This is a genomic window from Collinsella sp. CLA-AA-H167 (assembly GCF_040095305.1).
GTDB lineage: Bacteria > Actinomycetota > Coriobacteriia > Coriobacteriales > Coriobacteriaceae > Collinsella.
Map to the genome: position 1 here is coordinate 22,372 of NZ_JBBNGA010000012.1, position 21,736 is coordinate 44,107.

Annotated in this window: 28 protein-coding genes and 1 riboswitch; of the genes, 4 read left to right on the forward strand and 24 right to left on the reverse strand. The window is 60.7% G+C overall.

Annotated elements, in window-relative coordinates; genetic code table 11:
* Positions 1 to 15 precede the first annotated feature (15 nt).
* The 17 genes from rpsK to yqeB form a co-directional block, all read right to left on the reverse strand.
* Positions 16 to 420, reverse strand: a complete 405-nt coding sequence (gene rpsK / locus AAAT03_RS07980) for a 30S ribosomal protein S11 (RefSeq protein WP_006235274.1) — start codon at positions 418 to 420, stop codon at positions 16 to 18.
* A 14-nt stretch (positions 421 to 434) separates the two neighbouring features.
* Positions 435 to 809 (reverse strand): 30S ribosomal protein S13, encoded by a 375-nt coding sequence (gene rpsM / locus AAAT03_RS07985; RefSeq protein ID WP_022094275.1) that lies wholly within the window; start codon positions 807 to 809, stop codon positions 435 to 437.
* Positions 810 to 823: 14 nt separating this feature from the next.
* Positions 824 to 937, reverse strand: a complete 114-nt coding sequence (gene rpmJ, locus AAAT03_RS07990) for a 50S ribosomal protein L36 (protein ID WP_349103049.1) — start codon at positions 935 to 937, stop codon at positions 824 to 826.
* A gap of 150 nt (positions 938 to 1,087) precedes the next feature.
* A complete protein-coding gene (gene infA / locus AAAT03_RS07995) occupies positions 1,088 to 1,306 on the reverse strand; it encodes a translation initiation factor IF-1 (protein ID WP_035137443.1) in 219 nt (72 codons plus the stop codon).
* A gap of 148 nt (positions 1,307 to 1,454) precedes the next feature.
* Positions 1,455 to 2,243 carry a type I methionyl aminopeptidase gene (map, locus tag AAAT03_RS08000; protein WP_117639640.1) on the reverse strand — a complete coding sequence of 263 codons (789 nt, stop codon included), beginning with the start codon at positions 2,241 to 2,243 and terminating at the stop codon, positions 1,455 to 1,457.
* Positions 2,240 to 2,866: an adenylate kinase gene (locus tag AAAT03_RS08005; protein ID WP_349103050.1), complete on the reverse strand. Its 627-nt coding sequence runs from the start codon at positions 2,864 to 2,866 to the stop codon at positions 2,240 to 2,242. The genes map and AAAT03_RS08005 overlap by 4 nt, the downstream gene beginning before the upstream one ends.
* Positions 2,867 to 2,884: 18 nt before the next feature.
* Positions 2,885 to 4,171, reverse strand: a complete 1,287-nt coding sequence (secY, locus tag AAAT03_RS08010; RefSeq protein WP_035137447.1) for a preprotein translocase subunit SecY — start codon at positions 4,169 to 4,171, stop codon at positions 2,885 to 2,887.
* Positions 4,165 to 4,614, reverse strand: a complete 450-nt coding sequence (gene rplO, locus AAAT03_RS08015; RefSeq protein ID WP_006235267.1) for a 50S ribosomal protein L15 — start codon at positions 4,612 to 4,614, stop codon at positions 4,165 to 4,167. Before rplO ends, secY begins: the two co-directional genes overlap by 7 nt.
* 3 nt (positions 4,615 to 4,617) lie before the next feature.
* Complete coding sequence (gene rpmD, locus AAAT03_RS08020) at positions 4,618 to 4,800, reverse strand: 50S ribosomal protein L30 (RefSeq protein WP_006235266.1); 183 nt, start codon at positions 4,798 to 4,800, stop codon at positions 4,618 to 4,620.
* A gap of 2 nt (positions 4,801 to 4,802) precedes the next feature.
* Positions 4,803 to 5,327, reverse strand: a complete 525-nt coding sequence (rpsE, locus tag AAAT03_RS08025) for a 30S ribosomal protein S5 (RefSeq protein WP_055252236.1) — start codon at positions 5,325 to 5,327, stop codon at positions 4,803 to 4,805.
* A gap of 14 nt (positions 5,328 to 5,341) precedes the next feature.
* Entirely contained in the window at positions 5,342 to 5,710 is a 369-nt protein-coding gene (gene rplR, locus AAAT03_RS08030) for a 50S ribosomal protein L18 (RefSeq protein ID WP_006235264.1), read from the reverse strand.
* Between the two features lie 75 nt (positions 5,711 to 5,785).
* On the reverse strand, positions 5,786 to 6,322 hold the full coding sequence (gene rplF / locus AAAT03_RS08035) for a 50S ribosomal protein L6 (RefSeq protein ID WP_117564182.1): 537 nt from the start codon (positions 6,320 to 6,322) through the stop codon (positions 5,786 to 5,788).
* A 33-nt stretch (positions 6,323 to 6,355) separates the two neighbouring features.
* Positions 6,356 to 6,754 carry a 30S ribosomal protein S8 gene (gene rpsH / locus AAAT03_RS08040; RefSeq protein ID WP_006235262.1) on the reverse strand — a complete coding sequence of 133 codons (399 nt, stop codon included), beginning with the start codon at positions 6,752 to 6,754 and terminating at the stop codon, positions 6,356 to 6,358.
* Positions 6,755 to 6,873: 119 nt separating this feature from the next.
* A complete protein-coding gene (locus tag AAAT03_RS08045; RefSeq protein ID WP_022094280.1) occupies positions 6,874 to 7,059 on the reverse strand; it encodes a type Z 30S ribosomal protein S14 in 186 nt (61 codons plus the stop codon).
* A 79-nt stretch (positions 7,060 to 7,138) separates the two neighbouring features.
* A complete protein-coding gene (gene rplE / locus AAAT03_RS08050) occupies positions 7,139 to 7,696 on the reverse strand; it encodes a 50S ribosomal protein L5 (RefSeq protein WP_006235260.1) in 558 nt (185 codons plus the stop codon).
* A gap of 325 nt (positions 7,697 to 8,021) precedes the next feature.
* The gene (locus tag AAAT03_RS08055; RefSeq protein ID WP_349103051.1) at positions 8,022 to 9,065 is read right to left on the reverse strand and encodes an XdhC family protein; all 1,044 of its coding nucleotides are present in this window, start codon (positions 9,063 to 9,065) and stop codon (positions 8,022 to 8,024) included.
* A 9-nt stretch (positions 9,066 to 9,074) separates the two neighbouring features.
* Positions 9,075 to 9,869 carry a selenium-dependent molybdenum cofactor biosynthesis protein YqeB gene (gene yqeB / locus AAAT03_RS08060; protein ID WP_349103052.1) on the reverse strand — a complete coding sequence of 265 codons (795 nt, stop codon included), beginning with the start codon at positions 9,867 to 9,869 and terminating at the stop codon, positions 9,075 to 9,077.
* A 102-nt stretch (positions 9,870 to 9,971) separates the two neighbouring features.
* Here yqeB and yqeC point away from each other — a divergent pair, with 102 nt between their 5' ends.
* A complete protein-coding gene (gene yqeC / locus AAAT03_RS08065) occupies positions 9,972 to 10,709 on the forward strand; it encodes a selenium cofactor biosynthesis protein YqeC (RefSeq protein ID WP_349103053.1) in 738 nt (245 codons plus the stop codon).
* Positions 10,710 to 10,788: 79 nt separating this feature from the next.
* Here yqeC and hydA read toward each other — a convergent pair whose 3' ends face one another.
* The 6 genes from hydA to dpaL form a co-directional block, all read right to left on the reverse strand.
* Positions 10,789 to 12,156: a dihydropyrimidinase gene (hydA, locus tag AAAT03_RS08070; RefSeq protein ID WP_117758830.1), complete on the reverse strand. Its 1,368-nt coding sequence runs from the start codon at positions 12,154 to 12,156 to the stop codon at positions 10,789 to 10,791.
* Between the two features lie 9 nt (positions 12,157 to 12,165).
* Positions 12,166 to 12,780, reverse strand: a complete 615-nt coding sequence (locus AAAT03_RS08075) for a nucleotidyltransferase family protein (protein WP_117854464.1) — start codon at positions 12,778 to 12,780, stop codon at positions 12,166 to 12,168.
* 177 nt (positions 12,781 to 12,957) lie between these two features.
* Positions 12,958 to 13,908: a carbamate kinase gene (gene arcC, locus AAAT03_RS08080; protein WP_117746609.1), complete on the reverse strand. Its 951-nt coding sequence runs from the start codon at positions 13,906 to 13,908 to the stop codon at positions 12,958 to 12,960.
* A 14-nt stretch (positions 13,909 to 13,922) separates the two neighbouring features.
* The gene (ygeW, locus tag AAAT03_RS08085; RefSeq protein WP_055252229.1) at positions 13,923 to 15,125 is read right to left on the reverse strand and encodes a knotted carbamoyltransferase YgeW; all 1,203 of its coding nucleotides are present in this window, start codon (positions 15,123 to 15,125) and stop codon (positions 13,923 to 13,925) included.
* Between the two features lie 201 nt (positions 15,126 to 15,326).
* Positions 15,327 to 16,712: a YgeY family selenium metabolism-linked hydrolase gene (locus tag AAAT03_RS08090; RefSeq protein WP_099432046.1), complete on the reverse strand. Its 1,386-nt coding sequence runs from the start codon at positions 16,710 to 16,712 to the stop codon at positions 15,327 to 15,329.
* A gap of 72 nt (positions 16,713 to 16,784) precedes the next feature.
* Positions 16,785 to 17,999, reverse strand: a complete 1,215-nt coding sequence (dpaL, locus tag AAAT03_RS08095; RefSeq protein WP_349103055.1) for a diaminopropionate ammonia-lyase — start codon at positions 17,997 to 17,999, stop codon at positions 16,785 to 16,787.
* Between the two features lie 277 nt (positions 18,000 to 18,276).
* Between dpaL and AAAT03_RS08100 the strand changes: the two genes are divergently transcribed.
* The 3 genes from AAAT03_RS08100 (at position 18,277) to AAAT03_RS08110 (ending at position 20,886) form a co-directional block, all read left to right on the forward strand.
* Entirely contained in the window at positions 18,277 to 18,930 is a 654-nt protein-coding gene (locus AAAT03_RS08100; RefSeq protein WP_349103057.1) for a helix-turn-helix transcriptional regulator, read from the forward strand.
* Between the two features lie 123 nt (positions 18,931 to 19,053).
* On the forward strand, positions 19,054 to 20,037 hold the full coding sequence (locus tag AAAT03_RS08105) for a hypothetical protein (protein WP_349103058.1): 984 nt from the start codon (positions 19,054 to 19,056) through the stop codon (positions 20,035 to 20,037).
* A gap of 297 nt (positions 20,038 to 20,334) precedes the next feature.
* Positions 20,335 to 20,425: riboswitch (SAM riboswitch) on the forward strand.
* 8 nt (positions 20,426 to 20,433) lie between these two features.
* Positions 20,434 to 20,886 (forward strand): hypothetical protein, encoded by a 453-nt coding sequence (locus AAAT03_RS08110; RefSeq protein ID WP_349103059.1) that lies wholly within the window; start codon positions 20,434 to 20,436, stop codon positions 20,884 to 20,886.
* A gap of 221 nt (positions 20,887 to 21,107) precedes the next feature.
* Here the strand turns inward: AAAT03_RS08110 and AAAT03_RS08115 are convergent, their stop codons facing one another.
* The gene (locus tag AAAT03_RS08115) at positions 21,108 to 21,698 is read right to left on the reverse strand and encodes a 3'-5' exonuclease (RefSeq protein ID WP_349103060.1); all 591 of its coding nucleotides are present in this window, start codon (positions 21,696 to 21,698) and stop codon (positions 21,108 to 21,110) included.
* Positions 21,699 to 21,736 lie beyond the last annotated feature (38 nt).

Consider the following 21,736-nt stretch of genomic DNA (forward strand, 5'->3'; position numbering starts at 1 on the left):
ATACGATCCTTTCAGTTACACGCGGCGACGCTTCTTGGGGCGGCAGCCGTTGTGCGGAATGGGGGTCTTGTCCTGGATGCTCGAGACCTCGAGGCCAGCAGCCTGGAGGGAGCGAATGGCGGTCTCACGACCGGAGCCGGGGCCCTTGACGAAGACGGAAACCTTCTTCATACCGTGCTCCATGGCCTGCTTGGCAGCAGCCTCGGCAGCCATCTGGGCAGCGAACGGCGTGGACTTACGGGAGCCCTTGAAGCCCACCTGGCCAGCCGACTTCCAGGAAATGACGTTGCCCTGGGGATCGGTGATCGAAACGATCGTGTTGTTGAACGTAGAACGAATGTGAGCCTGGCCCACGGAAATGTTCTTACGGTCCGCGCGCTTCAGACGGGCAGCGCGAACGTTCTTCTTAGCAGTAGCCATCTATCTAGCGCTCCTTATTTCTTCTTCTTAGCACCGATCTGACGCTTCGGGCCCTTGCGGGTACGAGCGTTAGTGTGGGTGCGCTGGCCGCGGACCGGGAGGCCCTTGCGGTGACGAAGGCCGCGGTTGCAGCCGATGTCCATAAGGCGCTTGACGTTCTGGTTGCGCTCACGGCGGAGGTCGCCCTCAACCATGATCTGGTTCTTATCGATATAATCACGGATGGCGTTAACCTCATCCTCGGTGAGGTCCTTAACACGCGTATCCACGTTAACGTTGCACTCGACGCAGATCTTCGTCGCAGTGGTGCGGCCGATGCCGTAAATGTAGGTCAGACCGATCTCAACGCGCTTCTCACGCGGGAGGTCGACACCATTAATACGGGCCAACGTAGTCTCCTCTCTTAACCCTGACGCTGCTTATGACGGGGGTTCTCGCAAATGACGAGGACCCTGCCATGGCGCCTAATGATTTTGCACTTATCGCACATCTTCTTGACCGAAGGACGTACCTTCATCGTTCTTCCTTTCGGTAGCGCTCAAACTACTTCCCTACTATCTACTCGCCCAGCCGCAGGCGTTTAAAACTATGGCTGGTCTTCACACACAATCCGACCGTAGGTTGAGCTAAGCCTGCAGCCGGAAATGGAGTGCGTGTATGCGTGCCGCTATTTGTAGCGATAGGTGATGCGGCCGCGGGTCAGGTCGTACGGGGAAAGCTCCACGACAACCCTGTCACCGGGGAGAATACGGATGTAATTCATTCGGATCTTGCCAGAAATGTTGCACAGAACCGAATGACCGTTCTCGAGCTCGACCTTAAACATGGCGTTGGGCAGCGGTTCCTTTACCGTACCCTCGAGCTCAATTGCGTCTTCCTTCTTCACAAGCAATCATCTTTCTCTAGAAAACGACAGCGATTGAGTATTCTACAATACGCATGCACGTATCGTAATATCTTCGTAATGGCTCCACAACTAAGCGGAACTTGTTACTTTACAGAAATGTAGATGCCGACGTATTTGAACGGGACCCCTACATTTCACCGCCCTGCAAGGAACACCAAGCACCTTGGGCATCCGTGGTGAGAATCACCGGTCCGTCATTGGTAATGGCGACGGTGTTCTCGTAGTGCGCGGCGGGCAGGTGGTCGTTGGTCGTGACGATCCAACCGTCGGAGCCCGTGCTCACATGGTTGGAACCCATCGTAACCATCGGCTCGATGGCAATGACCATGCCAGCCTGGAGGCGAACGCCTCTCCCCTTCTTTCCATAGTTAGGAACGTTGGGGTCCTCGTGCATCACACGGCCAATGCCATGGCCCACATAGTCGCGAAGCACGCCGTAACCGTGAGACTCGGCGAGAGACTGAACGGCATAACCGACGTCCCCGATATGGTTACCGGGAATAGCCTGCTCGATGGCAGCCTTAAGGCAATCGCGCGTGACCTCGCACAGGGCCTTGGCCTCGGGCGTAGGGGTGCCGACGAAAAACGTCCAAGCGTTATCGCCAACCCAACCGTCGACAACGGCTCCCGTATCGATGGAGATGATATCGCCATCGCGCAGGATCATGTCGGGGTTGGGAATACCGTGGACCACGGCATCGTTAATCGATGCGCAAATGGTACCGGGGAACCCGCCGTAACCCTTAAAGGCCGGGGTGCCGCCATGCATACGGATAATCTGCTCCGCGAGCTGATCGAGCTCAAAGGTCGAAACACCAGGGCGCACCATGGCTCCAACGTGGCGGAGCGCCATCTTAGATAGCGCTCCTGCCTTCTTCATCTGCTCGATTTGCGTTGCAGACTTAATCTTGATCATAGACCAAGAGCCTCTTTGACATCCCCGTACACGGTCTCGCGAGCCTGGTCACCGTTGACCGACTTGAGCAGACCCTGGCCACGATAGTAGTCGACGAGCGGGCTCGTGGACTTCTCGTAGACGTCGAGACGGTTCTTGATGGTCTCGGGCTTGTCGTCGTCGCGCTGATACATCTCGCCGGCGCACTTGGGGCAGGTAGCATCGGCAGCGGTGCCGGTGTAACCGCAGGCGCGGCAGGTGCGACGCGAAGACAGACGATCGATGATGACCTCGGGGGCCACGTCGACCAGAAGGGCGCAGTCGATCTCGCGACCCATGGCGGAGAGCTCGGAATCGAGCGTCACAGCCTGGGCGATGTTGCGCGGGAAGCCGTCGAGGATGAAGCCCTGCTGGGCGTCATCGGCAGCAAGGCGCTCCTTGACAAGGTCGATCACGAGCTGGTCGGGAACAAGCTCGCCAGCGTCCATGTACTTCTTAGCCTGAATACCAAGCTCGGTGCCACCCTTGACGGCAGCACGCAGCAGGTCGCCCGTGGAAATGTGAGCGACGCCAAACTCGGCGACGAGCTCCTGTGCGACGGTGCCCTTACCGGCACCCGGAGCTCCGAGCAATACGAGGTTCATGAGCAATCCTCCTCTAGCCTATTTAAAGAATCCATCGTAATCATACATCTTGATCTGGCCTTCGAGCTTATCGACCGTGTCGAGCACGACGCCGACCATGATGAGGATGGACGTGCCGCCAAATGCCTGGATCAGATGGTTACCCGTGAAGGAGAAGATGATCGAAGGCACGATGGCGATGAGCGCCAAAAAGACAGCGCTGGGAAGCGTGATCTTGTTGAGCGCGTTCTTGATGTAGGCCGCGGTAGCCCTACCCGGACGGACGCCCGGAATAAAGCCGCCCTGCTTCTTAAGGTTGTCGGCCGTGTCATCGGGGTTGAACACCATGGAGGTGTAGAAGTACGCGAAGAACACGATGAGGACAACATTAAGCACCCAGTTGAGCCAACCGGTCGAAAGCGCAGAGGCAACTGCCTGAATCCAGCCGATGCCGGGGAAGAACACGGCAATCTGAGCCGGGAAGTACAGCAGCGCCGAAGCGAAGATGATCGGCACGACACCCGCGGTATTGACCTTGATGGGCAGGTAGGTGGTCTGGCCACCCATCATGCGACGGCCCACGACGCGCTTAGCGTAGGAGACCGGGATGCGGCGCTGGCCGCGCTCAAGAAAAACAATCAGCGGGATAACCAGCAGGATGATGGCGCAGATGATCACCATGGTGATGATGCCACCGGCATTACCCTCGGTGCTGGAGAAGATCGCCTGCGGCAGGCCGGCCATGATGTTCGCAAAGATGATCAGGGACATGCCATTGCCGATACCGCGCTGGGTGATGAGCTCACCAATCCACATGATCAGCATGGCGCCCGCAGTGAGCGTGCCGACGATCATGAGGTCGAAGATGATCTCGGGAGCGCCAGCGCCATTAAAGCTGATGCCGAAGCTCTTAAAGAGGAAGAGGTAACCCACGGAGTTGAGGATTGCCAGAGCCAAGGTGAGGTAACGCGAATACTGCGTAATCTTGGTCTGACCGACCTCGCCCTCGCGGGCAAGCTCATGCAGGGAAGGCACAACGGCCTGGAGCATCTGGAGGATGATCGAGCTGGTGATGTAAGGCATGATGCCCAGCGAAAACACCGACACATAGCTCAATGCGCCGCCAGAGAAAAGATTCAGGAGGGCCATAGCACCTGCGGCGACCGAATTGTTATCGGTCGAGAAAAGGCCCAGCATCCCCTGGAAGGGAATGCCGGGCACAGGAACGTGCGCACCAATGCGGTACACGACGAGCATAGCTATGGTAAAAAGAATCTTTTCGCGCAATTCTTTGATGCGGAAAGCATTCTTAAGACCATTTAGCACGGCAGCTCGACCTTTCCGCCGGCGGCCTCGATCTTGGCCTGCGCAGAAGCGCTGACCTTGTCGACCTTGACCGTGAACTTCTTGGTGAGCTCACCATTGCCGAGCACCTTGACGGGCTCGAACTCGCTCTTGGTGATGCGAGCGGCCTTAAGAGCGGCACCGTCGATTACAGCGCCGTCCTCGAACTTACGCTCGAGACGCTCAACGTTAACAGCGGTGTACTCGATACGACGGGGGTTGCGGAAGCCCGGAAGCTTGGGCAGGCGCATAGCCAGCGGAGTCTGGCCACCCTCGAAGCCGGCACCCTTGGTGCCACCAGAGCGGGAACCCTGGCCCTTCTGGCCGCGGCCAGAAGTGGTGCCGTGACCCGAAGAATTGCCACGGCCGACGCGCTTACGGTTCTTGGTGGAACCGGGCGCGGGAGTAAGATCGTGAAGCTGCATTTGCTACTCCTCTACAATCTCGACAAGGTGCTTGACCTTGAAGATCATGCCGCGGACGGACTCGTTGTCAGCAATCTCGCGAACCTCGCGGATCCTGTGGAGACCGAGGGCACGGACAGTACGGACCTGGTCCTGCTTGCAACCGTTGGTGCTGCGGACCTGCTTGATCTTGATGGTGTCAGCCATGCTTAGTTCTCCTTACCGACGAACATCTCGGAGACCGTCAGGCCACGGCGAGCCGCGACGTCCTCAGGGCTGGAGAGCTCCTTGAGGCCCTCGACGGCAGCCTTGATGATGTTGAGGCCGTTGTCGGTACCGAGGGACTTGGACAGGACGTTCTTGATGCCAGCAAGCTCGAAGAGGGGACGCACAGCGCCGCCGGCGATAACGCCGGTACCCTCGACAGCGGGCTTGATGATGATGCGGCCGGCACCAAAGTGGCCGAGAACCTCGTGCGGGATGGTGCCCTGCTCGGTCACCGGCACGTGGAACATGTTCTTCTTGGCATCGAGAGACGCCTTGGAGATGGCCAGGGGCACCTCAGCGGACTTGCCCATGCCAACGCCGACGTTGCCCTTGCCGTCGCCAACGACGACGAGAGCGACGAGGCTCATGCGACGACCACCCTTGACGGTCTTCGACACGCGGTTGATGTAAACGACGCGCTCCTCGAACTCGGAGGCCTCGCGCTGCTGCTTCTGATTACGAGCCATGTGCTACATACCTCCTAGAACTCGAGACCGGCGGCACGAGCACCGTCGGCGAGGGCCTTGACGCGGCCATGGTAGATACGGCCACCGCGATCGAAGGCGACCTTGGTGATGCCGGCCTCGATGGCACGCTTGCCAACGAGCTGACCGACCTTCTCCGCAGCCTCCTTGTTCGAGGTGTGGGTGCCCTTGAACTCGGCCTCGAGGGTCGAGGCAGAGACGAGCGTCAGGCTAGAGCCCTTGCTGTCGTCGATGATCTGGGCATAGATGTTGGCGTTAGTACGGGTCACGCGAAGACGCGGACGCTCGGAGGTACCCGAGACCTTGCCGCGAACACGACGCTGACGACGCTTGAGGCCTTCCAGCTTCGCCTTATGCTTGTTCATACGTAAACTCCTAAAAAGGTTGATCTTGCCAGCACCTGACGGGGTGCTGGTCTTATGCGAGTGAGTCGGTTACGACTACTTGGCGGCCTTACCCAGCTTGCGGCGGATGTGCTCGCCAACGTAGTGGATACCCTTGCCCTTGTAAGGCTCGGGAGGACGATGGCCGCGGATCTCAGCGGCGATCTGACCGACCTGCTGCTTGTTGATACCCTTGACGTTCACGTGGGTGTTGTCGGGAACCTCGAAGGTGATGCCCTCGGGAGCCTCGACGATCACGGGGTGCGAGAAGCCCAGGGAGAACTCGAGGTTCTTGCCCTTCTGCTGCACGCGGTAACCGACGCCGGCGAGCTCGAGCTTCTTCTCGAAGCCCTCGGAAACGCCAACAACCATGTTGTGGATGAGGGCACGGGTGAGGCCGTGGCGGGCACGGGTCTCACGCTCGTCGTCGGGACGGGAAACGGTGAGGACGTTGTCCTCGATGTTGATAGCGAGCTTCTCAAAGACATCGAGCTCGAGCTGGCCCTTGGGGCCCTTGACGACAACGTTGTTGCCGTTGACTGCCACTTCGACTCCGGCGGGAATCTGGACAGGCTTATTACCGATACGAGACACGGTGATCTCCTTTCCTTCTACCTACCGAGCGAATTACCAGACGTAAGCGATGATCTCGCCGCCGACGTTGTGCTTGCGAGCATCGCGGTCGGTCATAACGCCATGGCTGGTGGAAATAATGGCGGTACCAAGGCCACCGCGGACGCGGGGCATGTCGGCAACGCCGGTGTACTTACGCAGGCCCGGCTTGGAAATGCGGCGGATGCCGTTGATGACCTTAGCCTTCTTGGGACCATACTTAAGCGTGATGTGCAGAGTCTTCTGGGGAACGGTGTCCTCGACATCGTAGCCCTCGATGTAGCCCTCCTCGTGCAGAACACGAGCGATCTCGACGAGCTTCTTGCTGCTCGGCATGGAGACCGTGGCCTTGTTCACAGAGTTAGCGTTACGGATGCGCGTAAGCATATCTGCGATCGGGTCTGTAAGGTTCATACAGATTCTCCTTCGTTCTTGATGAACACGTGCTCTTGGTTCTTCGCCGCCCTTAACGGCAAAGCCTAACTAGCGCGTTTTCCCTGTTCCAAACGGATGCTTGAAACGCTGGTAGTGACTTACCAGCTGGCCTTCTTAACGCCGGGAAGCTCGCCCTTGAGTGCAAGCTCGCGGAAGCAGACACGGCACAGGCCGAACTTGCGGTACACAGAGTGCGGACGGCCGCAGCGCTGGCAGCGCGTGTACTCACGAGTAGAGAACTTCTGCTTGCGATTGCACTTGACGATCATCGATGTCTTAGCCACTTATATCCTCCTCACATAGAGTATTGTTCGCCCCAAGCGCCGCCCCCTTCTGGGAACGGCGCTCATAGGGCAGGTGAACCTATTTCTTGAACGGGAAACCGAAGGCGTCCAGAAGGGCCTTGGCCTCCTCATCGGTATTGGCGGTGGTCACGAAAGTGATGTCCATACCACGCTGGTGATCGACGGAGTCGAAGTCGATCTCGGGGAAGATGAGCTGCTCGGTGACGCCCATGGAGAAGTTACCACGGCCGTCGAAGCTCTTGGCGGAGATGCCGCGGAAGTCGCGGATACGGGGAATCGCGACGGAGGTCAGACGATCGAAGAACTCCCACATACGGTCGCCACGCAGGGTAACCTTGCAGCCGATCGGCATACCAGCGCGCAGGCGGAAGGTAGCGATGGACTTGCGGGCACGGGTGATCATCGGCTGCTGGCCGGTGATGGCGCGCAGGTCGCGCACGGCACCGTCGATGGCCTTGGAATCGGTAGCGGCCTCGCCGACACCCATGTTCACGACGATCTTCTCAAACTTGGGGATCATCATGACGTTCTCGTACTGGAACTTGTCCTGAAGCTGCTGCTTGACCTCGTTGTTGTACTTGGTCTTCAGACGCGGCACATACTTCTCTTCTGCCATTGTTCACTCCTTCTTGGGGTTTTAAGCACGGGGCGTGGCCACGATGGGTTGTCCTCGTGCCTCCTGGCTGCATCCGCGCCGCTCATGGCATTTCGCGGTTTGGACTCGACACAGCAGGAGCCGACAAAACAATCGGTACTATACGCGCATCGGGAGCGTTTTTCCAGAAAAACCTCGTCTGCCTGCACAACTCCACAACTCCCCCGCACAAACCGATCCGCATGCGACGGAGGAAAATGGCAGTTGCGGTGAAATAGGGACTGTTTGACGGCTTAACTGGCTTAAACAGCCCGCATTTCACCGCAACTTATTGATGGGGATGCGACTAGCGCTTGCGGGGGACGAGCTTGGTGCGGCGCAGGTGGATCATCTCGGCAGCGATGGAGATGGCGATCTCCTCGGGGTCCTCGGCCTCGATGGCGACACCAATCGGCAGGTGCAGCCCGTCGATCTGCTCCTGCGTAAAGCCCTCCTGCTCCAGGCGGGCGCGCACAAAGGCGGTCTTGCGGCGCGAGCCCAAGCAGCCCAGATAGGCGGGTTTGGCGCGCATGGCCTGAATCACCACATCGATATCGGACTTGTGACCCGCCGTGGCGACGACCACCAGGTCGCGCGGGCCGATGGGGCACAGCTCGCTCAGGTTCTTATAATCGACCAGACGACGGTCGTAGACGCCGGGCACCCATTCGGGGGTCAACGTGCCGGGGCGGTCGTCGCAAGCCACGACGGCAAAGCCCGCCGCCGTGAGCACCCGCGCCGTCGCAGCGCCCACGTGGCCGCAGCCAAAGATATAGGTCAGGCCCTCGGGGCAGAGCGTCTCGATGTGCGCCGTGGGAATCTCGGAGGCGGCGTTGGTGTAGGTGACCTTACTCCCCTCCTCCACCAGCGAAAGCCCGGGGCAGCCCGCAATGGTGCGGCGCGATTCCTCGCCATGGTACTCGGCCACATCGCCCTCGAGCACGCTCGCGATAAACGGCTCAAAGTCGATGACGAAGTCGCCGATGCGCCGATAGGCCAAGATGTCGGCAACCGACTGGAACAACGGCGCCTGCGATACATCCAGGCGCAGATAGCACAGGCAGATGGCTCCGCCGCAGATCATGCCGGTATCGGAGTTCTCGCCGCCCATGGTGTAGCGGACCAGACGCGACTGTCCCGCGCTCAGGAGCTCGCGCGCCTCATCCAGCGCAAAGAGCTCAATCTTGCCGCCGCCGATAGTGCCCGCCTGGCTGCCATCGGCAAAGACGGCCATCCAGGCGCCCACACCGCGCGGGGACGACCCCGCCGTACCGGCCACGACCACCAGCTCGCACGTCTCGCCAGCACGCAGGGCGGCAAGCGCCGCATTCACAACATCGAGCTTTTCCATTGCCGCCTTCTATCCTCTAAAGACATCGGTGAGCATAGCGAGTGCCTCGAGCACGCCGCCGCCGACCGACGTCGCTTTGTCCGAAATGTAGTTGATATAGCTGGCATCGCCGCGCGGGTCGACATCGGCGCATTTAAAGCCCTCAGTCACCTGCACGCCGTTCGCCAAAAGCCCGCGCAGACAGCCATCGATCTGCGTGCACATGGACGTATCGCCCGCGTAGCCAATCACGTCTCCGGCGCTCACGATGTCGCCGATTGCGCGGTCGGACCGAAACACGCCGGCGGCGGGGCTGTGGATAACACGTTCCTTGCCATAGCCGGCGATAATGCCCGGCACGCCCGTGTTGGGCTGGGGCGAACCTTGGGTAATGACACGGCCGAGAAAATGCCCGCGCATGGTCTCGACCACGGCGTCGCAGTCAACCGGCGCGGTAAAGCCCGGCCCCACAGCGATGACGGCAGGCGCCATGTCGCGCGTGGTGCCCAAGTTGCGCTTAGCCAAAATCGCGTCGACCACAGCCGCGGGTTTCAGCTCGCCGAGCATCTTGGCCTGAGGGTCCACCACAACAGCGACGTCTCCAGCCTCGGTAATCTCAAGCGCCTCAGCCGGCGTCCGTGCCAAGCGAGCGCGAATGCCTTCGACCTCGACCTCGCCCAGGCGAATGGCCTCGCAAAAACAGATTGTGCGGCGGATGCACGTGGGAACCGCGATATCGGCCATAACGACCGAAACGCCGGCGCGCACCAAGCGAGCGGCGACGCCCGTGGCGATATCGCCGGCGCCGCGAACATAAACGAGCATTCCCGGGGCACCTCCCTGTGCTACGGTTTGAGCAGAGCAAAAGCGGTTCGGCCGCTACTCTGATGATTATTTATTATCACAGTATTATACGGCGGTGAACAGATGGAAACGGTTAGCGGCAATCTTGCCTCCGCGCTCAGGATCGAGTCGGGCATTACCGCGATTATCGGCAGTGGCGGCAAGTCGACGCTGCTGAAGACGCTGGGTCTCGAGCTCATGCGCGCTGGCGGCCGCGTGCTCCTCTGTACCACCACGCACATGTTTCCCGTCGCCGGCGTGCCATGGGACGGGTCGAGCCGTCGCCTGGACGCCGCGCCTTGGAAGCCGGGGACCCTACATGTTCCCGGCTGCACCTGCGAGGCATGCGCGGGACTTGTCCGCGGAAGCATCTGCCAGACGGGTGTTTTGGACCCGGAGACAGGCAAGCTCTCCGCCCCCGCTGAGCCGCTCGACCAGCTGGCGCAGCGCTTTGACTATGTGTTGGCCGAGGCAGATGGCAGCAAGCGACTCCCGCTCAAGGCACATGCCGCCTGGGAGCCGGTAATTCCCGCCGCCGCGACAAACGTTGTCTGGGTCGTCGGCGCCTCGGGGCTGGGCAAGCCCGTCGCCGAGGTTGTCCACCGCCCCGAGCTCTTCTGCGAGCGCTGCGGCTGCGAGCCCACCGACGCTGCCACCCCAGAGCGCGTCGCCCAGGTGCTCAATGCCGAGCTGCAGATGCTGAACCTCAACAATGCCCGTATCATGCTCAACCAAGCCGACACGCTTGCCGACCCAACAATGGCAGATCGCTTCGAGGCAGCCCTCAACCGCCCCCTCATCGCCACCAGCCTCCAGGGGTAGCAAATTTGGGACGGGGCTCTTTTTGCTACCCCGTCCCAAAAAATCATCTCCCAAATTAGCTACCCCGGCGGTCTTCCCGTTAGCGGGGCACGTAGCGGCCGGGTTGGGCTCCGGTGGGCTCGCCGTCGCGTGCCGCCAGCACGCCGTTCACAAACACGGCCTTGGCGCGGCCATGTGCCTCAAAGCCCTCGAGCGGCGTGTAGTCCACGGCCTGATGCTGCGTCGCGGCGCTGATCGTCCAACGCGCGCACGGATCCCACACGCACACGTCGGCATCGGCGCCCTCGGCAAGACAGCCCTTGCGCGGATACATGCCAAAAACGCGCGCCGGATTCTCGCTCATCAAGCGGCACAGATCCTCGGGACCCAGCTGTCCCTCAAAGCTCGTGGCAATCGCAACGGGACGATGCTCCACGCCGGGCCCGCCGTTGGGAATCGCGCGGAAATCATCGCGTCCTCGGTCCTTTTGCCCGTGCAGGTTAAAGCTGCAATGATCGGTCGCAATAGTATCGATCTCGCCAGCCACAAGCGCCTCGCGCAGCGCGGCACGGTCACCGGCATGGCGCAGCGGCGGGCTCATCACGTACTTGGCGCCCGCAAAGCCGTCCTCGCCCTGCTCCAGATAGCAGGTGTCGTCGAGCATCAGATACTGAGGGCAGGTCTCGACATAGATGTTCTTCTGCCCGTGCGCTTTGGCAGCGCGAATGGCCTCGAGCCCCAGCTTGGTCGAAAGGTGCACCACGTTGACCGGAGCGTCCCCGGCCAAGTGCGCCAGATACAGCAGGCGGCTCACGGCCTCGGCCTCACACACGTCCGGACGGCTGAGCGCATGGCCCTCGGGCCCGTGGATACCCTGCTCAAACACGCGCTTCTGCAGCGCGTTGACCAACGTGCCGTTCTCGCAATGCACGCACAGGATACCGCCCACGCGCTTGAGCTCCTCCAGCACCTCGAGCGTCTCGGCATCGTCCAGGCGCAGATGGTCGTAGGCAAAGTAGGTCTTAAACGACGACACGCCCGCCTCGCGCATGGCCGAAAGATCGGCGCGGTTGCGCTCATTCCACTCGGCAAGCGCCATATGGAAGGCATAGTTGGCGGTGCAGGTGCCGTCGGCGCGATGATGCCACTCGACCAAGGCATCGGGCATGGTCACGCCGCGATCGGCCGTCGCGTAGTCCACAATGGTCGTCGTGCCGCCGCAGGCAGCCGCGCGCGTGCCGGTCTCAAAGCTATCGGCTGTCCAATCCATGCCGGTCCAGCACTGCATGTGCGTGTGCCCATCGATAAAGCCCGGGAACACCCAGCAGCCCGCAGCATCCTCGACGGTATCGCCCTCGGCCGGCTCAATCGCCGCGGCAATCCGTACGATCTTATCGCCATCCATGGCAAGATCGGCGCGGCGAAGCCCTTGGGGCGTCACGAGTGCGCCGTTTTTGATGATGATCATAATTGCTCCTTATTGATTGATGCAGTTGGCCACGCGATCAAAATACGAGCAGGCGGCGATATGCTCCGAGACGCGGCGCTGGCCCTTGGCGGTGTCGACATCCCACAGCTCGTAGGCACGCGCCTCGACCAGCTGGACATCGGCACGGCCGCGCAGCAGCGACGATCCGCCGTCCTTTCCTTTAAGCCCCATAAGGTTGGGAAAGAAGCTCGCGGGGAACAGCACCGGAGAGGCCGGCTCGCCGTTTAGGGCAAGACGCACGGGCGCGACGCCGCCGTTGGCCTTAAAAGCACCGGCGAGCGCCTCAAAAGAATCCGAACTCACAAGTGGCTGGTCGCCCGGCAAAAAGAGGCAACCTTTCCAGTTGCGTTCGACTCCCCACGAAAGGCCCGCACGGACGCTTTCGCTGCGCAGCTCGCCATCGTGCAGCACGCACGGGCAATGCTTGTCCTCGCAAATATGGGCGACCTCGGGCCAACGCGTCGAAACCACAACATCAAAGCCCCCGGGGACCGAATCGATGGTCCGGGCAATCAGCGGCTCGCCATAGATATCGGCGAGCATCTTGTTAGAGCCAAACCGCTTGCCCTCGCCCGAAGCCATAATGACGCAACCGAGTTTCATCTCCGCAAACCTCCCCTGGCTGCCTTGGACACCATAGTTGCTATACCCACCATAGCAAGCTCACACTCCGTCGGAACAGGCACGCACTCGTTTTCCAGCGAACGCCTCTTGGCTCCCCATAGCACAAAGGAGGGCACCCCGCGACGCAGGGCACCCTCCTCAATGGTGCAGATATGCCTACTCAGCGTCGCCGGTAAACGTGGTACCGGTCTTGCCGGCAAGACCGTCACGCGCCTTCTCGAGCAGCGTGATGAGCGCCGTGCGGCCCGGCTTGCTCTCGGCAAACGTCGAGGCGGCCTGGACCTTGGGCAGCATGGAGCCGCGACCGAACTCGTTGGCCTCGGACAGACGCTTTACGTCAGCCGCGGTCAGCGTGTCGAGCCACTGCTCGTGGTCGGTGCCAAAGCCAATGGCAACCTTCTCCACGGCCGTCAGGATAATCAGGGCATCGGCATCGAGCTGCTCGGCGAGCTTCTCGGCCGCAAAGTCCTTATCGATGACGGCGGCAGCGCCCTTAAGGTGGTTGCCCTGGGCCTTGGTGACGGGAATGCCGCCACCGCCGCAGGAGATCACCACGTGGTTGGACTCGACGAGCGACTTGATGGTGTCGAGCTCGACGATGTTCACGGGCTTGGGCGAAGCCACCACGCGACGGAAGCCCTGCTTCTCGTCGTGGATGAACTGGTAGCCGCGGTCGGCCTCCAGCTCCTTGGCCTCGGCCTCGCTCATCCACGGACCGATCGGCTTGACCGGGTCGGCAAAGGCCGGGTCGTCTGCCGCAACCTCGACCTGGGTGAGCACGGTGGCGACACCCTTGTCGATATTGCGGTCGAGCATTTCCTCGCGCAGCGCATTTTGCAGGTCATAGCCAATGTAGCCCTGGCTCATGGCGCCGCAAACGGACAGCGGGCAGGGAACGTACTTCTGAGGGTTAGAGCGCGTGAGCTCGGCCATCGCGTTGGCGATCATACCCACCTGGGGACCGTTGCCATGCACGACGACAACCTCGTTGCCCTCCTCGATCAGGTCGACGATAGCCTTGGAAGTCGTCTTGACGGCCTCCATCTGCTCGGGAAGGTTGGCGCCGAGGGCGTTTCCACCCAGGGCGACAACAATACGCTTAGCCATTTCTCAGCCCAGCTTTAGGCCTGGAACCAACGGGCGGTGTTGCGCTCGTCGAGGGCCTTGAGGGTAGCGGCGGGATCGGCAACCTTCTGCAGGAACATCATGGCTGCGATCGCGTACGGCTTGTAGCTGGCCTCCTTGTACATGCCCACGCGGTGCATGTCAAAGACGTCGGCGTTGACCTCGCCGTGCTCGCAAGAGACACCAGAGATGTCGGCGGGCAGCGGATGCATAAAGATGGTGTCCTGGCCGTTGGCGGTCTTCTCCATGAGCTCGGTCGTGGAGCACCAATCCTGATGGGTGGCGTTCTGAGCGAGCAGCTCCTTCTCGAGCGCAGCGATGCCGGCGTCGTCGCCCTCGGCGTACAGGTTGGTGCGCTTCTCCATGGCGGCAAACGGAGCCCAGCTCTTGGGGATCACGATGTCGGCGCCCTCGAAGGCCTCAGCCATGGTGTTGACCTGCTTAAAGGTGGTGCCGGACTCGGCGGCATAGCCCTTGGCGCGCTCGACGACCTCGGGCATGAGATCGTAGCCCTCGGGGTGGGCCAGGGTGACGTCCATGCCAAAACGGGGCAGCAGGCTGATCAGCGACTGCGGGCAGGACAGCGGCTTGCCGTAAGAAGGCGAATAGGCCCAGGTGACGGCAACCTTCTTGCCCTTGAGGTTCTCGAGGCCGCCAAACTCGTTGATGAGGTAGAGCATGTCGGCAGAGGACTGCGTGGGGTGGTCGGAATCGGACTGCAGGGAGATGAGCGTGGGACGGTGATCCAGAACGCCGTCCTCGTAGGCCTGCTGGACAGACTCGGAGACCTCGGCCATGTAGGCGTCGCCCTTGCCGATGTACATGTCGTCGCGGATGCCGATGACGTCGGCCATGAAGGAGATCATGGTAGCGGTCTCGCGGACGGTCTCGCCGTGAGCGATCTGGGACTTCTTCTCGTCCAGGTCCTGTAGCTCGAGGCCGAGCAGGTTGGCGGCCTTAGAGAAGGAGAAGCGCGTACGGGTGGAGTTGTCGCGGAACAGGGAGACGGCCAGGCCCGAGTCGAAGATCTTGGACGAAACGTTGTTCTCACGCAGCTCGCGCAGGGCGTCGGCAACGATGTAGAGAGCCTTGAGCTCATCGGTGGTCTTATCCCAGGTGTGCAGGAAGTCGCTGCCGTACATGCCCTTAAAATCGAGGCCGTTCAGCTGCTCGACGAGCTCGGTAAACTTGGCGTCCATGTAAATATCCTTTCCATAGATGAAACGATCGCAATGAGTAGATGTGCTCCGGCATGCGCGTGTGGCTAGAACATGCAGAGCGCTATGACGAGGACCCGCTACCGTTGAGGAAGCATGGGAGATAACGACCGCGGGCCCCAAGTCAACAGGGGGTGCCGGGGACACGAGCGGCCCCCGGCTCAACAAGATCAAGGAATGGGACTAGTCGATCTTGTTGTTGGTCAGACCGGCGCGGAACACGGTAGCGTCGCCATCGGCCTGGCTCGGATCGTAGAGGTTCAAAGCAGCAACATACATGGCGGCAGCGGTGACCAGGTCGTCCTTGTAGGTGACCTCGTTGGGAGCGTGAGCCTGAGACTCGGCACCCGGGCCAAAGCCGACGCAGGGGATGCCATAGCGGCCCTGGATGGAAACGCAGTTCGTGGAGAAGGTCCACTTGTCGCACAGCGGACGACCGGTGCGCTTGTCCATGCTGGGCTCGCAGCCGATGCGCTCGTCACCGAACATGGCCTTGTGGGCGTCGACGAGGGCCTTGACGTGCGGAGCGGTCTCCTTGTTGATCCACGTGGGGAAGTAAGCCTCGGTCTCGTAGACCTCGCCGGTCCAGGACGGACGGTCGTACATGTACATGGAGACCTTCACGTCGTCGCCGTACTTCTTGGCGGCCGGCAGGTTGCGAATCTCGTCCAGGCAGGACTCCCAGGTCTCGCCGGCGGTCATGCGACGGTCGATGGAGATGGCGCAGGAGTCAGCGACAGCGCAGCGGCTGGGGCTGGTGTAGAAGATCTGGCTGACGGTGCAGGTGCCGCGGCCCAGGAAGCGGGCGTCCTCGAAGTGCTCGGGGTTGTACTTGGGGTCGAGCATCTTGACGAGGCCCTTGATGTCGGTCGACTCGTCGCAGCCGTTGTTGTTGAGGGCGCGGACGTCGGCGATGATGTCGGCCATCTTGTAGATGGCGTTGTCGCCGCGGTCGGGAGCGGAGCCGTGGCAGGAGGTGCCGTGAACGTCGACGCGGATCTCCATGCGGCCGCGGTGACCGCGATAGATGCCGCCGTCGGTGGGCTCGGTGGAAATGACGAACTCGGGCTTAATGCCGTCCTTGTTGTAGATGTACTGCCAGCACATGCCGTCGCAGTCCTCTTCCTGGACGGTGCCGACGACCATGATCTTATAGCCCTCGGGGATAAGGCCCATGTCCTTCATCATCTTGGCAGCATAGGTAGCAGAAGCCATGCCGCCCTCCTGGTCGGAGCCGCCGCGGCCGTAGATGATCTCATCGGTCTCGTAGCCTTCATAGGGATCGGCATCCCAGTTCTCGATGTTGCCGATGCCGACGGTGTCGATGTGAGAGTCGATGGCGATGATCTTGTCACCCTCGCCCATAAAGCCCATGACGTTGCCCAGGCCGTCGACTTTGACCTCGTCATAGCCAAGGCTCTCCATCTCGGCCTTGATGCAGGCAACAACCTCACCCTCCTCGCAAGACTCAGAGGGGTGGCTAATCATTGCGCGAAGAAAACGCGTCATATCAGCACGATGGGACTCAGCCGCAGCCTTAATGGCATCAAAATCGAGTTCTTTAGTCATTGTTCATAACCTTTCAAACGAAGGAATCTACCTGTGAGGTGGCAGAGCGATACCTATTTGCTCCGCCCAGTATTAGCAAGTCGGATATTCGCCTTCCCAAACAATGCGGCGATACTGGTCGGGGTCCGTGTCACCTTCCGTGGAGAAGCAGAGCACGGAGCTTGTCTTGTCCAGACCGATGAGCTCTTTGAGCTCGGCGTACTCGGGATCGAGCATGAGGGTCTCGACCAGGCCGGTGGTCACGGCGCCGGACTCGCCGGAGATGACGCGCGGGTCGCCCTTCTCGGGAGCGCCCAGTGTGCGCATGCCGCGAGCGGTGACCCAGTCGGGGCAGGACACGAAGGCGGTGGTGTGGTTGCGCAGGATATCCCAGCCAAGGATGTTGGGCTCGCCGCAGCACAGGCCGGCCATGATGGAGGGCATGTCGCCGTCCACGATACGCGGGTCGCCGTCGCCGGCGGCAGCGCCCTTGTACAGGCAGGCGGCCGGTGCGCACTCAACCACGACGAAGGTGGGCGGGTTATCGGGATACAGGTTGGTGAAGTAGCCCACCACGGCGCCGGCCAGCGAGCCCACGCCAGCCTGGACAAAGACGTGCGTCGGGCGGTTGATAGCCATCTCGCGCAGCTGCTCGGCAGCCTCGGAAGCCATGGTGCCGTAACCCTCCATGATCCAGGACGGGATCTTCTCGTAGCCCTCCCAGGCGGTGTCCTGAACGATGACGCCGCGCTCGCAGGCGTCGGCCTCGGCGGCGGCCATGCGCACGCACTCGTCGTAATTGACCTCTTCGATGGTCACCGTGGCGCCCTCGGCGGCAATGTTATCGAAGCGGGGCTTGCTGGAACCCTTGGGCATGTGCACGACGGCCTTCTGGCCCAGCTTGTTGGCGGCCCATGCCACGCCGCGGCCATGGTTGCCGTCGGTGGCGGTAAAGAAGGTAGCCTGGCCAAAGTCCTCGGCCAGCTGATCGGAGGTCAGGTAATCGAAGGTGCAGTCGGCAACGTCCTTGCCGGTCTCGTCGGCAATATAGTTGGCCATGGCAAACGAGCCGCCCAGGACCTTAAAGGCGTTGAGGCCAAAGCGATAGCTCTCGTCCTTAACGCACAGGTTGGACAGGCCCAGGCGCGCGGCCTGGCCGTCCAGGCGGGCAAGCGGAGTAACGGTGTACTGAGGGAACGACTGGTGGAAGGCGCGGGCCTTCTTCACGTGGTCGAGGCTCATGATTCCCAAGTGCTTGTCATCGCTCTCGGGCATCGTGTTGCCCGCCCACTGGATCTTATCGGCCATACGGTGAACTCCTTAAGTCCTCTCTTGCCGGCCCCCGCATACGCGTTTCAGCCCGATCCCATTCACACGGCTGAACTTTTATGTGGATGCCAAACAAAAAGTTTGTTAGCAATGTTCTATCACACTTTTTGATTGGATAACCTAACAAATTGTTAGTTGCCGCAATCGGTACTTTTTCGCCGCCGAACGGTCGCATAACGCAGCGACGCTTTCGTTATTTGCGAACAAGTGGGGTTTATGGCAAAGTGTGCCCAAACTAATTTTTAGGAAGGCACCTATGACCCCCGCACAGATTGAGTTTTATAAGCGCCTTGCACACGGCCTGGCGCTCCAATTTGGCCCCAACTGCGAAATCGTCGTCCACGACCTCGAGACCGAGGATGTGGACCACTCCATCGTAGTGATCGAAAACGGCCACGTCAGCGGGCGCAAACTGGGTGACGGCCCCAGCCATATTGTGTTTGAGTCCATGCACGAGGGCACCACCGACGTGCACGACCGCGAGCCATACCTCACCAAAACCGCCGATGGCAAGCTGCTCAAGTCCTCGACCATCTTTATCCGCAACGACGAGGGCAAGCCCGTCGGCATTTTGGGCATTAACTTTGACATTACGCTCATGAAGGCTTTTGAGCGTTCGCTCGACGCCTTTACCGGCACCGGCGGCACGGGCTACACCGAGCCCGAGCCCATTACCAAGAACATCGGCGACCTGCTCGAGGACCTGCTGCACGAGTGCGAACAGTTTGTGGGCAAGCCCGCGGCACTCATGACCAAAGACGAGCGCATTCGTGCCATTGGCTACCTCGACCGTCGCGGCGCCTTCCTCATTTCCAAGTCGAGCGAGCGCGCCTGCGAGTTCTTTGGCATCTCCAAGTACAGCTTCTATAGCTACCTCAATGAGGCCAAGGCGGCGGCCGACGACAAGTAGGCACTCGCCTGGATTGTCCCTCCCCTTTTGGGCGCGAGTTCTGGAAAGCATGAATCCAAGACCGAGCCGCTTGGGAAGTTCCATATAATCGATGTCATTAGTATTTCGAAAGGGTGGAACAGAATGGCGTTGAGCAAGGCATCATGCACCGGTCGCGGATTGATTCCGGCAATTGGTGGACATGTGCACCGCATGTTCGATGAGGGTGAAGACGACCTGTTTTCGCTGAGCCTTGACGACGTGATGGATGATCGCCCGTGGACCGCCGACGAACCCATGGGCGGCGGGGCTCGCCCGTCAAGCCCCAATCCCGCACTTGCGCCTAAGCCCGCATCTGCGCCGACTCCTGCGCAGCCGCCTGTTTCGACGCCCGTGTCTACGCCCGCACCCATTTCGGCGCCCACACCCGCTCCCCGCCCCGCAAGCGACCCGTCCGAGACGGCGGCATTTCTCGCTGCGGCGACGCGGAGCAAATCGGCCGACAGCACCGTTATGTACAGTGCCCAGCAGTTGCCCGTTCCTGCGGCACGCAAGTCTCCGGTCACAAGGCTCGATGAGCCCGTTGCCCATCAGGTTGCCTACGATTCCTGGGCTGCAGCCGATCTGGATGAGACCTCTACCGGTATGCCGGCGCTCGACGTTCCAGTTAACCCGCTTTTTGCCGCCAACACGAGCGCCGCGGACTATGAGGGCGGTGCAGCATATTCCGATTATTCCGATGGCTATGCTGGCACCGATCGCATCGAGACCGAGGATTATGGCATCGCATCGAGCGATTATCTCAACGATCCGTACGCTGCCACGCCTGCACCGGAATATGACCCGGAGGCCGCGTCCGCGCCGGCGTATACCAAAAGCACGGGCGAAGAGCGCTTCGCCGATTACTACGCCGAGGAAAAGGCGCTGCGTTTCTCGGAATTTCCGCAGGCAGTCAAGGTTGCCTTTATCGCCATTATCATTGCCCTGCTCGGTGTCATTGCGTTTGAGGGATTCCAGCTGTTCCGCGGCCCCACCGCGTCCGAATCGGCAACGCAGCAAAAAGAGAACGACAATCAGCACCTGGACATCAACACCCTCAAGGGCGACCCCAACGACGGGGACGAGTAGCGGGGGTTAAGGCGGCCACAGGATTCCGCATCCAGCACCGGCTTCTAAGTGCTGTTTTGTCATCCAGCTACACTTTTCCGGATAATTTGCCTATCGAATTTGACACTTTTCCGTAATTTTGAGGTGCCGATTTCGACACTTTTCCGTACTTTTACACGACTGATTTCGACACTTTTTCGGATGAAAGCCGAATAATCACTTGGGAAACCAACGCCATCCGCGCGTCATTTCGCAAGCGCGCTTGATTTGTGTCCGCACTCGCTGATAGACTCCATCGTGCCCGCAAAGAGCGGGCGCGTTTTATCCAGAGTCGGGGTAGAGAGTTGGCTCCACGATCCCGACGCCAACCGGCCAAGAGGCACGGTGGCCCTGCCAACATCGATGAAAGGAGTCCGTATGGACAATTTCTCCGTGCGCAGTGAGCGCAATTTCCACAACCTGATCGTCAAGCCAAAACGAATGCATCTTTTAGACGAGCCGAGCGGCTGCACCTCGGCTTTGGTGAAGAGCGGCCTCTCCCACCAGATGCGCTTTACCATACAGAAGCTCGAGGAGGAACTCTGTGCTGCTGGCAATCCGCACGTACTGCAGATTCAGCTGCTCGGAGACGACTCGCGCGAGCCGTCTAGCTGGAAGCTCTTTGCCGACGGCGCGTGTGTCGCAAGCGGGTCCGGAGCCTTTGCCCGCGAGCGCTTCTGCGAGGGCGCTGAGGTGTTTCTGGACCTGTGTCGCGACGCCGTACGCACAGCCGAGCTGCGTCAGTGGAGCCAAAGGGAGTACGAGCTGCTGAGTGCAGCGGGCGGGATTGCGGAAGTGCAGGTAGGCGGACCGAGCCACTCGTCATACTGATTGACGCTTCGATTCAAACAGCAGGGCGGAGTCGCGCTTACAGCGCTGCCATGCCAAACCGAATGGCGTTCTCAAAAGGCCTATCCCCTCCGCCTTCAGCTTTAGCAGCAGGTCGCCCAGCTCGGAGCACTTGCTGGAAAGGCGCGTCTGAGCTCGCTCGCCCATCCCCCACCGTTGACGGACCTCCTGGGCGCGCGGGCTCACGCGGTAGTCCCCGTCCATCATCTGCTTGAGCAGCTGGCGGTCACGCGCGCATCGGCTAGGGCGCTGTGGGCGTGACCCGTCGACTCGTCGAACTCGATGCCAAACCACGTCGCTGCGTCACTCAAAGAGACGCACCCGTGGCTGCTCATGTCCATGATCGAGGTGTAAAACGCCTGCAGGTCGGCCCAGTCCGTAGGAAATGCGGAAAGATCGATGTGCTTTGCTTGGCACTCGATCAAAAGCTGTCGACGATCCGCCCCGCTCCAACAGACCACCTGGGCGGAGTAGCGCCCGATCCAATCGCTGAGCCTTTTGATCATCATGTAGAGCGGATCGGCCATCGCGGTGCCCACGGCCGATATCCCTGTGAGCTCGCGGACGGGGAACGCAACGCCTTCGGTAAATTCCGTCTGTACAAACTGCGAGAACTCGCCCATAACGTTGCCGTGGTAATCGAGCTTGACGGCGCCGACCTCGATAATCTCGTTACGCAGTCCACGGCGCTGGCGCTGCTTTGGCGCCGGCGCAAACTCAAAGTCCAGCACGATCTGGCGCGCAAAGTTCGTCGTATCGATAGCCGAGATACACGGCGTCTTTTCAGCTGACACGGTTGGGCCTTTCTCCGTTGCCTGCCGCTTGCTACATA

Bases quoted from the DNA above. Each gene is read 5' to 3' on its own strand.
- dpaL (WP_349103055.1), bottom strand. From the start codon at position 17,999: ATGGCCGATAAGATCCAGTGGGCGGGCAACACGATGCCCGAGAGCGAT.
- yqeC (WP_349103053.1), top strand. From the start codon at position 9,972: ATGGAAACGGTTAGCGGCAATCTTGCCTCCGCGCTCAGGATCGAGTCG.
- rplR (WP_006235264.1), bottom strand. From the start codon at position 5,710: ATGAACAAGCATAAGGCGAAGCTGGAAGGCCTCAAGCGTCGTCAGCGT.
- rpmD (WP_006235266.1), bottom strand. From the start codon at position 4,800: ATGGCTGACACCATCAAGATCAAGCAGGTCCGCAGCACCAACGGTTGC.
- rplO (WP_006235267.1), bottom strand. From the start codon at position 4,614: ATGCAGCTTCACGATCTTACTCCCGCGCCCGGTTCCACCAAGAACCGT.
- rplE (WP_006235260.1), bottom strand. From the start codon at position 7,696: ATGGCAGAAGAGAAGTATGTGCCGCGTCTGAAGACCAAGTACAACAAC.
- rpmJ (WP_349103049.1), bottom strand. From the start codon at position 937: ATGAAGGTACGTCCTTCGGTCAAGAAGATGTGCGATAAGTGCAAAATC.
- AAAT03_RS08055 (WP_349103051.1), bottom strand. From the start codon at position 9,065: ATGGAAAAGCTCGATGTTGTGAATGCGGCGCTTGCCGCCCTGCGTGCT.
- AAAT03_RS08100 (WP_349103057.1), top strand. From the start codon at position 18,277: ATGACCCCCGCACAGATTGAGTTTTATAAGCGCCTTGCACACGGCCTG.
- rpsE (WP_055252236.1), bottom strand. From the start codon at position 5,327: ATGGCTCGTAATCAGAAGCAGCAGCGCGAGGCCTCCGAGTTCGAGGAG.
- yqeB (WP_349103052.1), bottom strand. From the start codon at position 9,869: ATGCTCGTTTATGTTCGCGGCGCCGGCGATATCGCCACGGGCGTCGCC.
- AAAT03_RS08090 (WP_099432046.1), bottom strand. From the start codon at position 16,712: ATGACTAAAGAACTCGATTTTGATGCCATTAAGGCTGCGGCTGAGTCC.
- rpsK (WP_006235274.1), bottom strand. From the start codon at position 420: ATGGCTACTGCTAAGAAGAACGTTCGCGCTGCCCGTCTGAAGCGCGCG.
- map (WP_117639640.1), bottom strand. From the start codon at position 2,243: ATGATCAAGATTAAGTCTGCAACGCAAATCGAGCAGATGAAGAAGGCA.
- hydA (WP_117758830.1), bottom strand. From the start codon at position 12,156: ATGATCATCATCAAAAACGGCGCACTCGTGACGCCCCAAGGGCTTCGC.
- AAAT03_RS08005 (WP_349103050.1), bottom strand. From the start codon at position 2,866: ATGAACCTCGTATTGCTCGGAGCTCCGGGTGCCGGTAAGGGCACCGTC.
- ygeW (WP_055252229.1), bottom strand. From the start codon at position 15,125: ATGGACGCCAAGTTTACCGAGCTCGTCGAGCAGCTGAACGGCCTCGAT.
- AAAT03_RS08110 (WP_349103059.1), top strand. From the start codon at position 20,434: ATGGACAATTTCTCCGTGCGCAGTGAGCGCAATTTCCACAACCTGATC.
- rpsH (WP_006235262.1), bottom strand. From the start codon at position 6,754: ATGAACCTTACAGACCCGATCGCAGATATGCTTACGCGCATCCGTAAC.
- AAAT03_RS08075 (WP_117854464.1), bottom strand. From the start codon at position 12,780: ATGAAACTCGGTTGCGTCATTATGGCTTCGGGCGAGGGCAAGCGGTTT.
- AAAT03_RS08105 (WP_349103058.1), top strand. From the start codon at position 19,054: ATGGCGTTGAGCAAGGCATCATGCACCGGTCGCGGATTGATTCCGGCA.
- arcC (WP_117746609.1), bottom strand. From the start codon at position 13,908: ATGGCTAAGCGTATTGTTGTCGCCCTGGGTGGAAACGCCCTCGGCGCC.